At 69.3% G+C, this 13769-nt stretch carries 14 protein-coding genes; 7 read left to right on the forward strand and 7 right to left on the reverse strand.

Features of this window, described 5'->3' with window-relative positions; translation table 11 throughout:
• Positions 1-4: 4 nt before the first annotated feature.
• Positions 5-1810 carry a 2-isopropylmalate synthase gene (gene leuA / locus AC5Y5E_RS22385; RefSeq protein ID WP_499905140.1) on the forward strand — a complete coding sequence of 602 codons (1806 nt, stop codon included), beginning with the start codon at positions 5-7 and terminating at the stop codon, positions 1808-1810.
• 22 nt (positions 1811-1832) lie between these two features.
• Here the strand turns inward: leuA and AC5Y5E_RS22390 are convergent, their stop codons facing one another.
• Genes AC5Y5E_RS22390 through AC5Y5E_RS22400 form a run of 3 tightly spaced genes read right to left on the reverse strand, consistent with a single transcriptional unit; the run spans position 1833 to position 3883 of the window.
• The gene (locus AC5Y5E_RS22390; protein ID WP_499905141.1) at positions 1833-2396 is read right to left on the reverse strand and encodes a TetR/AcrR family transcriptional regulator; all 564 of its coding nucleotides are present in this window, start codon (positions 2394-2396) and stop codon (positions 1833-1835) included.
• Positions 2396-2845 (reverse strand): hypothetical protein, encoded by a 450-nt coding sequence (locus AC5Y5E_RS22395; protein WP_499905142.1) that lies wholly within the window; start codon positions 2843-2845, stop codon positions 2396-2398. Before AC5Y5E_RS22395 ends, AC5Y5E_RS22390 begins: the two co-directional genes overlap by 1 nt.
• A 45-nt stretch (positions 2846-2890) precedes the next feature.
• Positions 2891-3883: a DEDDh family exonuclease gene (locus AC5Y5E_RS22400; protein ID WP_499905144.1), complete on the reverse strand. Its 993-nt coding sequence runs from the start codon at positions 3881-3883 to the stop codon at positions 2891-2893.
• A 191-nt stretch (positions 3884-4074) separates the two neighbouring features.
• On the opposite strand from AC5Y5E_RS22400, the gene AC5Y5E_RS22405 reads away from it, so the two are divergent.
• The 3 genes from AC5Y5E_RS22405 (at position 4075) to AC5Y5E_RS22415 (ending at position 6776) form a co-directional block, all read left to right on the forward strand.
• Positions 4075-5304 carry a MurT ligase domain-containing protein gene (locus tag AC5Y5E_RS22405; protein ID WP_499905145.1) on the forward strand — a complete coding sequence of 410 codons (1230 nt, stop codon included), beginning with the start codon at positions 4075-4077 and terminating at the stop codon, positions 5302-5304.
• Positions 5297-6001, forward strand: a complete 705-nt coding sequence (locus tag AC5Y5E_RS22410) for a type 1 glutamine amidotransferase (RefSeq protein WP_499905146.1) — start codon at positions 5297-5299, stop codon at positions 5999-6001. The genes AC5Y5E_RS22405 and AC5Y5E_RS22410 overlap by 8 nt, the downstream gene beginning before the upstream one ends.
• 121 nt (positions 6002-6122) lie before the next feature.
• The gene (locus AC5Y5E_RS22415; RefSeq protein WP_499905147.1) at positions 6123-6776 is read left to right on the forward strand and encodes a C39 family peptidase; all 654 of its coding nucleotides are present in this window, start codon (positions 6123-6125) and stop codon (positions 6774-6776) included.
• 104 nt (positions 6777-6880) lie between these two features.
• Here the strand turns inward: AC5Y5E_RS22415 and recR are convergent, their stop codons facing one another.
• Positions 6881-7492, reverse strand: a complete 612-nt coding sequence (gene recR / locus AC5Y5E_RS22420) for a recombination mediator RecR (protein ID WP_499905148.1) — start codon at positions 7490-7492, stop codon at positions 6881-6883.
• Between the two features lie 12 nt (positions 7493-7504).
• Positions 7505-7855 carry a YbaB/EbfC family nucleoid-associated protein gene (locus tag AC5Y5E_RS22425; protein ID WP_499878033.1) on the reverse strand — a complete coding sequence of 117 codons (351 nt, stop codon included), beginning with the start codon at positions 7853-7855 and terminating at the stop codon, positions 7505-7507.
• Between the two features lie 98 nt (positions 7856-7953).
• On the opposite strand from AC5Y5E_RS22425, the gene AC5Y5E_RS22430 reads away from it, so the two are divergent.
• Positions 7954-8715, forward strand: coding sequence for an Rv3717 family N-acetylmuramoyl-L-alanine amidase (locus AC5Y5E_RS22430; protein ID WP_499905150.1), 762 nt, complete (start codon positions 7954-7956; stop codon positions 8713-8715).
• Here the strand turns inward: AC5Y5E_RS22430 and AC5Y5E_RS22435 are convergent.
• Entirely contained in the window at positions 8712-9149 is a 438-nt protein-coding gene (locus tag AC5Y5E_RS22435) for an SRPBCC family protein (protein ID WP_499905151.1), read from the reverse strand. The genes AC5Y5E_RS22430 and AC5Y5E_RS22435 overlap by 4 nt on opposite strands.
• Before the next feature lie 127 nt (positions 9150-9276).
• Here AC5Y5E_RS22435 and AC5Y5E_RS22440 point away from each other — a divergent pair, with 127 nt between their 5' ends.
• A complete protein-coding gene (locus AC5Y5E_RS22440) occupies positions 9277-10620 on the forward strand; it encodes an FAD-binding oxidoreductase (RefSeq protein ID WP_499905152.1) in 1344 nt (447 codons plus the stop codon).
• Positions 10617-11927 carry a class I SAM-dependent methyltransferase gene (locus AC5Y5E_RS22445; protein WP_499905154.1) on the forward strand — a complete coding sequence of 437 codons (1311 nt, stop codon included), beginning with the start codon at positions 10617-10619 and terminating at the stop codon, positions 11925-11927. The genes AC5Y5E_RS22440 and AC5Y5E_RS22445 overlap by 4 nt, the downstream gene beginning before the upstream one ends.
• A gap of 7 nt (positions 11928-11934) precedes the next feature.
• Here the strand turns inward: AC5Y5E_RS22445 and AC5Y5E_RS22450 are convergent, their stop codons facing one another.
• Entirely contained in the window at positions 11935-13719 is a 1785-nt protein-coding gene (locus tag AC5Y5E_RS22450) for a DNA polymerase III subunits gamma/tau (RefSeq protein ID WP_499905155.1), read from the reverse strand.
• Between the last annotated feature and the right edge of the window lie 50 nt (positions 13720-13769).

Genomic DNA, 13769 nt, shown 5'->3' on the forward strand with positions numbered 1-13769 from the left:
TATCGTGACCCATCCAGATTCGCCCGACGCCTACAAGTCGGCGCGCACCATCGTCAAACCCGCGGGCCCGCCCGGGCCCGAACAACCCGCGTGGAATCCCCAGCGCGGTTCGTCGATGCCGATCAACCGGTACCGGCCCTTCGCCGAGGAAGTCGAGCCCGTCCGCGTGGCCGACCGCACCTGGCCGGACCGGGTCACCACCCGGGCCCCGCTCTGGTGCGCGGTGGACCTGCGCGACGGCAACCAGGCGCTGATCGACCCCATGAGCCCGGCCCGCAAGCGCCGCATGTTCGATCTGCTGGTGCGGATGGGCTACAAGGAGATCGAGGTCGGATTCCCGTCGGCCAGCCAGACCGACTTCGACTTCGTCCGCGAGATCATCAACGACGGCGCCATCCCCGACGACGTCACGATCCAGGTGCTGACCCAGTGCCGCCCGGAGCTGATCGAGCGCACCTTCCAGGCGTGTGAGGGCGCGCCGCGAGCGATCGTGCACTTCTACAACTCGACGTCGATCCTGCAGCGCCGCGTGGTGTTTCGCGCCGACCGGGCCGCCGTGCAGGCCATCGCGACCGACGGCGCGCGCAAGTGCGTCGAGGAGGCAACCAAGCACCCGGGCACGCAGTGGCGCTTCGAGTACTCACCGGAGTCCTACACCGGCACCGAGCTGGAGTACGCCAAGCAGGTCTGCGACGCCGTCGGCGAAATCATTGCCCCGACGCCGGACAACCCGATCATCTTCAACCTGCCCGCCACCGTGGAGATGGCCACGCCGAACGTCTACGCCGACTCGATCGAGTGGATGAGCCGCAACCTGGCCAACCGGGAGTCGGTCATCCTGAGCCTGCATCCGCACAACGACCGCGGAACCGCCGTCGCCGCAGCCGAATTGGGCTATCAGGCGGGCGCGGACCGGATCGAGGGCTGCCTGTTCGGCAACGGGGAGCGCACCGGCAACGTGTGCCTGGTGACGCTGGGGCTCAACCTGTTCTCCCGCGGCGTGGACCCGCAGATCGACTTCTCGAACATCGACGAGATCCGCCGCACCGTCGAGTACTGCAACCAGCTGCCCGTGCCCGAGCGTCACCCCTACGGCGGTGACCTCGTCTACACCGCGTTCTCCGGCAGCCACCAGGACGCCATCAACAAGGGCCTCGACCAGATGAAGATCGACGCGGACGAAGCGGATTCCGACGTCGAGGACATGCTCTGGCAGGTTCCGTATCTGCCGATCGACCCCAAGGACGTCGGACGCACCTACGAGGCGGTGATCCGGGTCAACTCGCAGTCCGGCAAGGGCGGGGTGGCCTACATCATGAAGGCCGACCACGGCCTGGCGCTGCCGCGTCGGCTGCAGATCGAGTTCTCGCAGGTGATCCAGAAGATCACCGACGGGGAGGGTGGCGAGGTCTCGCCGAAGGAGATGTGGGACGCGTTCTCCGAGGAGTACCTGGCCCCGATCTGGCCGCTGGAGCGGATCAAGCAGCGGGTCGACGCCTCGGAGGAAGACGGCGGCAGCACCACGATCACCACCACCGTCAAGGTCAACGGGGTGGAGACCGAGATCGTCGGCGTCGGCAACGGGCCGCTCGCGGCCTTCGTGCACGCGCTGGGCACCGTCGGGTTCGACGTCGCCGTGCTGGACTACTCCGAGCACGCGATGAGCTCCGGGGACGACGCGCAGGCCGCCGCGTATGTGGAGGCTTCGGTCGACGGCAGGACCGTGTGGGGCGTCGGGATCGCGCCGTCGATCACGACCGCGTCGCTGCGGGCGGTGGTGTCGGCGGTGAACCGGGCGTCGCGGGCCTAGTGCCGGGTCGGCACCATTGGGCCTAGCCGTCGAAGAACGCGCGCAGCAGGCGGTCGACCAGCCCCGCAGGGTCGTCGCCGCCCGGGATCGTGAGGTTGCTGAACACGTAGCCGTTGAGCAGCCGGCTCAGCTGTTCCATCTGCCACGGCTCCGGGGTGAAGCCCGCCGCCTCGAAGATGAGGGTCGCGGACTTCACCGCGGCGGCCTGCAGGTCCTTGAGGAAAGGCCGCAGCTCCGGGCGGCGCGTGCCCTCCATGAACAGCTCGAACCGGGCCAGCGTGTAGCGACGGGCCTGTTCGTCGGGGTCGGACAGCATCCGCGTCAGCAGTGCCTTGATGCCGTCGCGGGTGAGCGACCCGATCGCGGCCTGTAACGCCTCGACGCGCTGCCAATGCAGGTCCACGGTGCGCGCCGCCGTGGCTTCGAGCAACGCCTGGCGCGTGCGGAAGTAATTCGACGTGGTGCCCGCGGGCAGCCCCGCCCGCTCGTCGACCTGGCGATGCGTCAGGCCCCCGACCCCGGTGTCGGCGAGGATGCCGATGGCGGCGTCGAGGAGCTGAGCGCGGCGTTCCGGGTTGGGGGCCATCAGTCTTTGTAGCGCAGCCGCCAGAACATCGTCAGGAACGCGGGATAGACCACGATCAGCAACAGGTAGCTGAACCACATCCCAAACCACATGTAGAGCGAAAGATCCTCGGTCACGTACGAGCAATAGATATGCAGCGGCACGCTGCCGGCGATGTACACGAGCGACGCGGTGAAGAACGCCCGGTGCGGCTTGTTGGCGAACCGCACGCGACGCCACACCAGGATGCCGGTGACGGCCGCATACGTCATGGGGACGAGCAGGATCCGGTCGGTCGTCAGGGTCAGCGCGTATTTCAAGGTGAGGTCGTCGCCGAAGATCACCCGGTAGAGGTGGATGAGCACACCGAGCGAGATGGTCAGCATGGCCGCCGGGCGGAAGAAGTAGCCGTGCCGGCGGTACGCCACCCACCAGGACTTTCGCTGTACTACATCTGTAGTGGTTGCCATGCCGCTTGACGGTACTACTACGGATGTAGTGATGCAAGGGGTCGCTCAGAACAGTGCGAGCTGCGGGTGCGCCGTGTTGACGTCGGTGAATTCCTCCATGCTGGTGCCGCCGGCGACGGCGCCCACACAGTCCATGAACTGCGCGTCGGACACCACCGGCACCCCGAGCTGCCGGGCGTGATAGCCCTTGCCCTGCTCGGGGGCGGCGTCGTTGCAGACCACCAGCGAGGTCTCGCCGTCCACGACGTCGCTGTACGCCAGCCCGGCGTGCAGGATCCGCTCGACCAGCTCCTCGTGCGTGCGGGCCACCTCGGCGGCCAGCGCCACCCGCATGCCCTGGACCAGCGGCCGGCCGCGGACGTACGGCCCCGGGTTGAGATAGGGGCACGGCATTCGGGAGGCCAGCACCTTGAGTGGACGCAGCTCGTCGTGGGTGACCCGCCCGTTGGGCCATTGGCGCCGGGTCACCGGGCGCACCGGCAGCCAGACGTCGCGTTCGCGCGCCCGCTCGAGCGCCGACTCCAGCACTCCGGTCAGCACCATTGCGTCGTCGAAGGCGTCGTGCGGCCGCTCCTGGATCACGCCCCAGTGCGCCGCGAGCGTCTCCAGCCGCAGATTGTCGACCCCGAGGTCCAGCCGGCGCGCCAGCTCGACCGTGCACATGACGTGGTCGACGGGCAGCTCCGCCTCGGCGAGCTCGGCCTCGGCCGCCAGGAACGAGTAGTCGAAGGCGACGTTGTGCGCCACCAGCGTGCGGCCCCGCAGCACCTCGACAAGGTCGCCGACGATGTCGCCGAACTGCGGCTGGTCCTCCAGCATTGCGGGGGTGAGGCCGTGCACGTGGGTGGGGCCGGGGTCGACCCCGGGATTGAGCAGGCTGACCACGGATTGCTCGACCCGGCCGCGCGCGTCGAGGCCGAGCGCCGCGATGCTGATGATCCGCGCCTGACCCGGCCGAAACCCCGAGGTCTCGACGTCGATTACGGCCCAACCCCCGGCCGGCTCGCTGGCCGGCCGCCCCCAGGACACCCGGTTCATGAACTGAGGATGGCACGGCAGGCCGACATCGCCGGTTCGCTACGAGTCGTGTCGCGCTTAAATCCACGCGGGCGACCCGCGGCGCCCGGCGCATAGCACCGCGCTTGCGATCGCGCTTAAATCCACGCGGGCGACCCGCGGCGCCCGGCGCACGGCGCCGCGCTTGCGATCGCCCTAATAAACTCTGCCGGGTGATCACCACCCGTGCGCGCCTGGCCCTCGCCGCGGGAGCGAGCGCGCGGTGGGCGTCGCGGGTCACCGGGCGCGGGGCCGGGGCCATGATCGGCGGGCTGGTCGCGATGACGCTGGACCGCTCGGTGCTGCGCCAGCTGGGCGCCGGGCGGCGCACCGTGATCGTCACCGGCACCAACGGCAAGTCGACCACCACGCGGATGACGGCCGCCGCGCTCGCGACCCTGGGCCCGGTGGCCACCAACGCCGAGGGCGCCAACATGGACGCCGGCCTGGTGGCCGCGCTGGCCGCCGACCGCGAGGCCGGGCTGGCCGCCCTGGAGGTCGACGAGATGCACGTGCCGCACGTCGCCGATGCGGTGGAACCCAGGGTCATCGTGCTGCTCAACCTGTCGCGCGACCAGCTGGACCGGGTCGGCGAGATCAACGTGATCGAACGCACGCTGCGGGCCGGGCTGGCCCGGCACCCGAACGCGCTCGTCGTCGCCAACTGCGACGACGTGCTGATGACCTCCGCGGCCTACGACAGCCCCAACGTGGTGTGGGTGGCCGCGGGCGGGGCGTGGGCCAACGACTCGGTCAGCTGCCCGCGCAGCGGCGAGATCATCGTCCGGGACACGGGGCACTGGTACTCCACCGGCGCCGACTTCAAGCGGCCCAGCCCGCAATGGTGGTTCGACGACGACACGCTGCACGGTCCCGACGGCCTGGCCGTGCCCATGCGGTTGGCACTGCCGGGCGCGGTCAACCGCGGCAACGCCGCCCAGGCCGTCGCCGCCGCCGTCGCGCTGGGCGCCGACCCCGCGCGGGCGGTGGCGGCCGTCTCTCAGGTCGACGAGGTCGCGGGACGCTACCGGAGCGTCCGAGTCGGCGAGCACGAAGCGCGGATCCTGCTGGCCAAGAATCCCGCCGGCTGGCAGGAGGCGCTGTCGATGGTGGACAAGCACGCGGCCGGGGTGGTGATCGCGGTCAACGGGCAGGTGCCCGACGGCGAGGACCTGTCCTGGCTGTGGGACGTGCGGTTCGAGCACTTCGAAAACACACCGGTCGTCGCGGCCGGCGAACGCGGCACCGACCTGGCGGTGCGCCTCGGGTACGCGGGCGTCAAGCACACGCTCGTACACGACACCATGGCGGCCATCGCGTCGTGCCCGCCCGGGCGCGTCGAGGTCGTCGCCAACTACACCGCCTTCCTGCAGCTGCAACGAGCATTGGCGCGCCATGCCTGACTCGACCGTGCGGATCGGGCTGATGCTGCCCGACGTGATGGGCACCTACGGCGACGGCGGCAACGCCCTGGTGCTCCGCCAACGCCTGCGGCTGCGGGGTGTGGCCGCCGAGATCGTCGAGATCACGCTCGCCGATCCCGTGCCCGAGTCGCTAGACCTGTACACGCTCGGCGGCGCCGAGGACTACGCGCAGCGACTAGCGACCAAGCACCTGATCAAGCACCCGGGTCTGCAGCGCGCGGCGGACCGGGGCGCTCCGGTGCTGGCGATCTGCGCGGCCATCCAAGTGCTCGGGCACTGGTACGAGACGTCGGCCGGGGAACGGGTCGACGGCGTGGGCATGCTGGACCTGACCACCTCGCCGCAAGACAAGCGCACCATCGGCGAGCTGGTGAGCGAGCCGCTGCCGACCGGATTGACGCAACCGCTCACCGGCTTCGAAAACCACCGCGGCGGAACGGTTTTGGGGCCCGCGGCGTCACCGTTGGGCGCGGTAATCAAGGGCGCGGGCAACCGGGCGGGCGACGGCGTCGACGGCGCGGTGCAGGGCAGCGTGGTCGCGACCTATATGCACGGGCCGTGCCTGGCCCGTAACCCGGAGCTGGCCGACCTGTTGCTGGGCAAGGTGGTGGGCGAGCTGCCGCCGCTGCAGCTGCCCGAGGTTGATCTGCTGCGCCGCGAGCGGCTGCGCGCCTGAGGCCCTTTGCTTCGCGGTTTATGTCTTGCGGGGCGCCGCTCGCGCGCCAAGAATCCTTCAAGGATCCGTCTAGGGCCGCCGCCCAGCCTTTTCTCGAAGCCCTACCGAGAAAAGGAACCCCATGCGCAACACGAGAACCAGGGTCGCCGGCGCCGCGCGCATCGTCGGCCTCGCGGCCCTGCTGAGCGCGGCCGCCGGCTCGATGGTCGCGTTCGCGGGGACGGCCGACGCGGCCCCCGCCCCGCGCCACGAGGGGATGCACGGCGACCCGGCCGCCGCCGCGCCGTACTGGCGCTACCAGCAGCAGGACCTCGATTGCGGCGAGATGGCGGTCGCCGACGTGGTCGGACAGATCACCGGCCGCGAGCCCTCCGAGGACGAGGTCACCCGCGCGGCCGGAAACATCCCGAGCGTGAGCCACCCCGGCCCCATCTACCAGCCCGGCGGCAAGACCAAGAACTCGGACCTGCCGGTGCTGCTGGCGCACTACGGCATCGCGGCCGACGCGGTGCACACCAACGTCGGCTCCCTCGAGCAGGATCTCGACCAGGGGCGCAGGGTGATCGTCGGGCTCAACGACAGGGTCATCTGGAACGACCCCGGCGACCGCAGCGTGGAAAACCACTTCGTCGTCGTCATCGGCATCGACACCCAGGCAAATCTGGTGCACCTCAACGACAGTGGCATCAGGGCCGGCCGCAACGAGCAGGTCTCCATCGCCACTTTCGAAGCCGCGTGGAACACCAGCGACAACTTCGCCGTCGTGACCAGGTAACGCTTGTTCGCGCCAGCAGCCGCCGAGCCTGTAAATCCGCAGAAGAAGTGCGGGTAAGGGCCTGCGAAATTACAGGCTCGCCGCATAGCGAGCAGAAGACAAAGTCAGACCATCGCCCGGCGGCCGGTGAGCGCGCGGCCCAGGGTCAGCTCGTCGGCGAACTCCAGGTCGCCTCCCATCGGCAGCCCCGACGCGATCCGCGTCACCGTCAGGCCGGGGATGTCGCGCAGCATCCGAACCAGGTAGGTGGCGGTCGCCTCGCCCTCGGTGTTGGGGTCGGTGGCGATGATCACCTCGGCGATGTCGACATCGTCGACGCGCTCACCGATGCGCGTCAGCAGCTCGCGGATGCGCAGCTGCTCGGGACCCACCCCGGACAACGGATCGAGCGCGCCGCCGAGCACGTGGTAGCGGCCGCGGAATTCGCGGGTGCGCTCGACGGCCTGGATGTCCTTCGGTTCCTCGACGACGCACACCACAGACGCATCTCGACGGGTATCAGAACAAATTCTGCAGCGCTCGTCGTCGGAGACGTTGCCGCACACCGCGCAGAACCGCACGCCGTCGCGGACCTTCGCCAGCACCGCGGTCAGCCGGTCGATGTCCGGCGGCTCGACCGACAACAGGTGGAACGCGATGCGCTGCGCGCTCTTGGGCCCGATGCCCGGCAGCTTGCCCAGCTCGTCGATCAGGTCCTGGACGGGTCCCTCAAACATGTCGGTATGGCGTCACAGCCCAGGCAGCTGGGTGGGCGGCGCCGGCGGTTTGGCCGGGGCGACCATGCCGCCGGCCAGCGCGCCCAGCCGCTCCTGCGCCATCTTGGTGACCTGCGCCGAGGCGTCACCCATCGCGCCGACGATCAGGTCCTGCAGGGTCTCGATATCCGCGGGGTCGACAACCTTGGGGTCGATCTGCACGCCGACCACCTCGCCGCTGCCTTTGACGGTCACCTTGACCAGGCCGCCACCGGCCTCACCGTGCACCTCGGAGTTGGCGAGCTGTTGCTGGGCTTCCAATAGCTTTTGCTGCATCTGCTGCGCCTGGGCGAGCAGTTGCGACATGTCGCCTCCGGGTTGCATGACAATCCCCTCGCATCTTGGTCTCGAGTTGGTTTCGCCTGCGGATGTCGGGCGATTCGGAACACCCAGCGTAGACCGCGCGAAGCTACCTTTGCGCGGTGGACCTACGACTGAGCAGGCGTGTCGGAATCAAATTGGCGGTCGGCGTGTTGGTTGCCGCCTCCACGGCGATCATGCCGACGGCGACCGCCGTACCGTCCAATATCGCCGGAATGGTCGTTTTCATCGACCCGGGCCACAACGGCTCGAACGACGCGTCGATCTCCCGCCAGGTGCCCACCGGGCGCGGCGGCACGAAGGACTGCCAGGCCAGCGGGACGTCGACCAACAGCGGCTACGGGGAGCACACGTTCACCTGGGACACCGCGCTGCGGGTCCGCGCCGAGCTGAACGCCCTGGGCGTGCGCACCGCCCTGTCGCGCGGTGACGACACGGGGCTGGGTCCGTGCGTCGACGCGCGCGCCAACATGGCCAATTCGTTGCACCCCAACGCGATCCTGAGCATCCACGCCGACGGCGGCCCGCCGTCCGGGCGGGGCTTTCATGTCAACTACTCGGCGCCGCCGCTGAACCCGGCGCAGGCCGGGCCGTCGGTGCAGTACGCCCGAATCATGCGCGACCAGTTGCAGGCCTCGGGCATTCCGCCGGCCAACTACATCGGCCAGGACGGTCTGTACGGGCGCTCGGACCTCGCCGGCCTGAACCTGGCGCAGTACCCGTCGATCCTCGTCGAATGCGGGAACATGAAGAACCCGGTGGATTCGGCGTTGATGGAGTCGGCCGATGGCCGGCAGAAATACGCCGACGCGCTGGTCCGCGGCGTCGCGGGCTTCCTGGCCACCCAGGGCCAGGCGCGCTAGCCTTCCAGTTCCTTCTTGAGGTTCGCCAACACCTCGGACTGAATCCTCTTCAGCCCCAACGGCGCAAAGGTTTTCTCGAAGAACCCCTTGACGCCGCCCGCGCCGTTCCAGGTGGTCTTCACCGTGACGCTGGACCCCGGTCCGGCCGGAGCCACCGTCCAGTTGATGACCATGGACGAGTTCGCATCCTTCTCGATGACGGTGTGGCCCGCGACGTCGACGTCGACCTGCACGTCGCGCACCCGCGACTTGGTGGCCTGCAGCTTCCACTTGGCGACGGTGCCCGCGCCCTGGCCGCCTTGCACCACCTGGTACTCGCTGTACTGCGGGGACAGGATCTTTGGGCGCACCTTCTGGTAGTCCGCGACCGCGGCAAGGGTGGCCTCTGGCCCGACGTTGATCAAGATCGTACTGGCTGCGCTCACCTGGCCCATCAGGCCCGACTCCTCCGTTGATGCCGCCCGCGCGCGGGTGCACGGGCTGTTTTCGAAGACTAGGGTATATGTGGTGCCTGTCCCTGGATCTGCACTCTCGGCTCACGCAGCGGGCGTCGATCGGTTGATGGCGAGTTATCGATCCATCCCCGCAACGTCCGCCGTCCGGCTCGCCAAGCCCACCTCAAACCTGTTCCGCGCCCGCACCAAACGCGATAGCCGCGGCCTGGACACCTCCGGTTTGACCGGCGTTCTCTCGGTCGATCCCGAAACCCGGACGGCCGACGTCGCCGGCATGTGCACCTACGAGGACCTGGTGGCCGCGACGCTGCCGTATGGCCTTTCGCCACTGGTGGTTCCGCAATTGAAGACCATCACCCTCGGCGGCGCGGTCAGCGGCCTGGGCATCGAGTCGGCGTCGTTTCGCAACGGCCTGCCGCACGAATCGGTGCTGGAGATGGACATCCTCACCGGCGCCGGCGAATTGCTCACCGCGTCCCGCACCCAGCATCCCGACCTGTTCCGCGCCTTCCCGAATTCCTATGGCACACTGGGTTATTCGACTCGACTTCGGATCGAGCTGGAACCCGTCGCGCCGTTCGTGGCGCTGCGGCACATCCGCTTCCGCTCGCTACCCGACCTGGTCGCGGCGATGGAGCGCATCATCGATACCGGTGGGCAGGGCGGCACCCCGGTGGACTACCTGGACGGCGTGGTGTTCAGCGCCGACGAAAGTTACCTGTGCGTGGGGCGACGAACCGCCACGCCGGGTCCGGTCGGCGACTACACCGGGAAAAACATTTACTACCAATCGATTCGGCACGACGCGGCAGGGGTGGAAGCCACCAAGGACGATCGGCTGACGATCCACGACTACCTGTGGCGCTGGGACACCGACTGGTTCTGGTGCTCACGCGCGTTCGGCGCGCAGAACCCGCGGGTGCGGCGCTGGTGGCCGCGCCGGTACCGACGCAGCAGCTTCTACTGGAAGCTCGTCGCCCTGGACCAGCGTTTCGGCATCGCCGACCGGATCGAGAAACGCAACGGCCGTCCGCCGCGCGAACGCGTCGTGCAGGACGTCGAGGTTCCGGTCGAACGGACCTGCGGGTTCTTGGAGTGGTTCCTGGGCAACGTGCCCATCACCCCGATCTGGCTGTGCCCGCTTCGGTTGCGCGACCACGAGGGCTGGCCGCTGTATCCGATGCGGCCGGACCACACATACGTCAACATAGGGTTCTGGTCCTCGGTGCCGGCCGGCCCCGGGGGAAGCTCGGCGGGGGTGACAAACCGTGCCATCGAGGCCAAGGTCAGCGAGCTCGACGGCCACAAGTCGCTGTACTCGGACTCCTTCTACACCCGCGAGGAGTTTGACGAACTCTACGGCGGGGAGACCTACAACACCGTGAAAAAGACCTACGATCCCGATTCGCGTCTTTTGGACCTGTACGCAAAGGCGGTGCAACGGCGATGACGACCACCAAAGAGCCCCACCACACCACGACCGGCAAGCTCAGCATGGCCGAGATCCTGGAGATCTTCGCCGCGACCGGGCGCCACCCACTGAAGTTCACCGCCTACGACGGCAGCACCGCCGGCAACGAGGACGCCGAGCTGGGCCTGGACCTGTGTTCGCCGCGCGGCGCCACCTATCTGGCCACCGCCCCCGGCGAACTCGGCCTCGCCCGCGCCTACGTCTCGGGTGACCTGCAGACATACGGCGTGCATCCCGGCGATCCGTACCAGTTACTCAAGACGCTGACCGACCGCGTCGACTTCAAGCGGCCGTCCGCGCGGGTGCTCGCCAACGTCGTCCGCTCGCTGGGCTTCGAGCATTTGCTGCCCGTCGCCCCGCCGCCGGAGGAGGCACCGCCGCGGTGGCGGCGGGTTGCCGCCGGCGTCATGCACAGCAAGACCCGGGACGCCGAGGCCATCCACCACCACTACGACGTCTCCAACACCTTCTACGAATGGGTGCTCGGCCCGTCGATGACCTACACGTGCGCCGTCTATCCGCACGCCGACGCGACGCTGGAGGAGGCCCAGGACAACAAGTACCGGCTGATCTTCGAAAAGCTGCGGCTGCGGGAGGGCGACCGGCTACTCGACGTCGGTTGCGGCTGGGGCGGCATGGTGCGCTACGCGGCGCGCCGCGGTGTCCGTGCGATCGGCGCCACCCTGTCGGCCGAGCAGGCGAAGTGGGCGCGGCAGGCGATCGAGGACGAGGGCCTGGCGGACCTCGCCGAGGTCCGCCACTCCGACTACCGCGACGTCGGCGAGGACGGATTCGACGCCGTCTCCTCCATCGGCCTGACCGAGCACATCGGTGTCAGGAACTACCCCGCGTACTTCGGCTTCTTGAAGTCCAAGCTGCGCACCGGGGGCCTGCTGCTCAATCACTGCATCACCCGGCACGACAACAAGGCGACCTCCTTCGCCGGCGGGTTCACCGACCGTTACGTGTTCCCGGACGGCGAGCTGACCGGCTCGGGCCGCATCGTCACCGACATCCAGGACGCCGGTTTCGAGGTGCTGCACGAGGAGAACTTCCGGCATCACTACGCGATGACGCTGCGCGACTGGTGCCACAACCTCGTCGACCACTGGGACGAAGGGGTCGCCGAGGTCGGGTTGGCGACGGCCAAGGTGTGGGGCCTGTACATGGCGGCCTCACGAGTTGCCTTCGAGCAGAACAACCTTCAGCTGCACCACGTGCTGGCGGCCAACGTCGACGCCCGCGGCGACGACGAACTGCCGCTGCGGCCGTGGTGGACGCCTTGATTAGGGCCTAGGCGCCGTCGATCCGGCGCGCACCGAGCTCGTTCTGCAGCAGCTCGAGCGCGGCCTCTTCCGGGTCGCGCCGCGGCCCCGCCTCGCTGCGACCGGCCTCGGCGAGCATGTGCTCCTCTTCGTCTCGCTGGGCAGAATTCGCGTCGGCGGGTTCGTCCGGGGGCGCTTCCTGACTGGGGGCGGGCGCGGTGGTCGGCCCGGGTTCGGCCGCACCGACCTCACAGCGCACCCGCCAGCTCACCCCCAGCGCGTCCTTGAGCGCCTCGGCGATCACGTCGGCGTTGCGCTGTTCGGACAGCCGCTTGGCCAGCGGCGCCGACGCGTGGGTCAGCACCAGCGTGTTGTCCTCCAGCGCGCGGACGGTGGCGCCCGCCAGCATCACCTCGGTGGTGCGGGAACGCTGGCGCACCTTGTCGCGCACCGTCGGCCACATGGTCCGCACCGCCGACGCATTGAGTTCGCCCGGGGCAGCGGCGGATTCGGGCTCGGGCGCGGGCTCGGGCGCGGGCGGCGGAGCCGGCTCGGGTTTCGCCTCGGGTTTCGGCTCGGGTTTCGGCTGGGGCCTGGAAAAGGCCGCCCGCCGCGGCGGGGGGCTCGGCTCGGCGGCGGCCTCCGACGCCGGGATGGAGACGCTCAGCCGGGTCTCGATCCGCTCGACGCGCTGCAGCAGTGCCGACTCGGCGTCGCTGGCCGAAGGCAGCAGCAGCCGCGCACAGATCACTTCGAGCAGCAGGCGCGGGGCCGTCGCGCCGCGCATCTCGCCCAGCCCGGCCTGCACAACCTCGGCGTAGCGCGTCAGGGTCGCCGGGCCGATTCGCACCGCCTGCTCGCGCATCCGGTCCAGCACGTCCTCGGGCGCATCCACCACGCCGCGGCTCACTGCATCCGGAACCGCTTGCAGCACAATGAGATCGCGGAAGCGCTCCAGCAGATCGGTGGCGAAGCGCCGCGGGTCGTGCCCGGCGTCGATCACCGATTCGACCGCGCCGAACAACGCGGCGGCATCGGCGGCGGCCAGCGCGTCGACGGCGTCGTCGATCAGTGCGACGTCGGTGGCGCCCAGCAGGCCCAGCGCCCGTTGATAGGTCACGTGATTGCCCTCGGCCCCGGCCAGCAACTGATCCAGCACCGAGAGCGTGTCGCGCGGCGAGCCGCCGCCGGCGCGGATCACCAGCGGATACACCGCGTCGTCGACGACGACGCCCTCCTGCTCGCAGATCCGCCCGACCAGCGCCCGCATGGTCTTCGGCGGCAGCAGCCGGAACGGGTAGTGGTGCGTGCGCGACCGGATCGTCGGCAGCACCTTCTCCGGCTCCGTGGTGGCGAAGATGAAGATGAGGTGCTCGGGCGGTTCCTCCACGATCTTGAGCAGCGCGTTGAACCCGGCGGTCGTCACCATGTGCGCCTCGTCGACGATGAACACCCGGTAGCGCGACTGCGCGGGGGCGTAGAACGCGCGGTCGCGCAGCTCGCGGGTGTCGTCCACGCCACCGTGGCTGGCGGCGTCGAGCTCCACCACGTCGATGCTGCCCGGCGCGTTGGGCGCCAGCGCGACGCAGGACTCGCACACCCCGCACGGGGTGGCCGTCGGGCCCTGCGCGCAGTTCAACGACCGGGCCAGGATGCGCGCCGACGACGTCTTTCCGCAGCCGCGCGGCCCGGAAAACAAGTAGGCGTGGTTGATTCGGCCGGCTTCCAGGGCGATGGACAGCGGCTCGGTGACGTGCTCCTGCCCCACTACTTCGGCGAAGGTTGCCGGTCGGTATTTGCGGTAGAGGGCCACGGTCAGCAGGCTACCGGCGCGCGCCGACTAAGGCCCGGGCGGCGTCGAGT

It is taken from the genome of Mycobacterium sp. NGS54 (genome assembly GCF_059812465.1).

Coding starts and splice junctions, on each gene's coding strand:
- AC5Y5E_RS22390 (WP_499905141.1), bottom strand. CDS start 2,396: ATGGCCCCCAACCCGGAACGCCGCGCTCAGCTCCTCGACGCCGCCATC.
- AC5Y5E_RS22395 (WP_499905142.1), bottom strand. CDS start 2,845: ATGGCAACCACTACAGATGTAGTACAGCGAAAGTCCTGGTGGGTGGCG.
- AC5Y5E_RS22400 (WP_499905144.1), bottom strand. CDS start 3,883: ATGAACCGGGTGTCCTGGGGGCGGCCGGCCAGCGAGCCGGCCGGGGGT.
- AC5Y5E_RS22410 (WP_499905146.1), top strand. CDS start 5,297: ATGCCTGACTCGACCGTGCGGATCGGGCTGATGCTGCCCGACGTGATG.
- AC5Y5E_RS22415 (WP_499905147.1), top strand. CDS start 6,123: ATGCGCAACACGAGAACCAGGGTCGCCGGCGCCGCGCGCATCGTCGGC.
- recR (WP_499905148.1), bottom strand. CDS start 7,492: ATGTTTGAGGGACCCGTCCAGGACCTGATCGACGAGCTGGGCAAGCTG.
- AC5Y5E_RS22425 (WP_499878033.1), bottom strand. CDS start 7,855: ATGCAACCCGGAGGCGACATGTCGCAACTGCTCGCCCAGGCGCAGCAG.
- AC5Y5E_RS22435 (WP_499905151.1), bottom strand. CDS start 9,149: ATGGGCCAGGTGAGCGCAGCCAGTACGATCTTGATCAACGTCGGGCCA.
- AC5Y5E_RS22440 (WP_499905152.1), top strand. CDS start 9,277: ATGGCGAGTTATCGATCCATCCCCGCAACGTCCGCCGTCCGGCTCGCC.
- AC5Y5E_RS22445 (WP_499905154.1), top strand. CDS start 10,617: ATGACGACCACCAAAGAGCCCCACCACACCACGACCGGCAAGCTCAGC.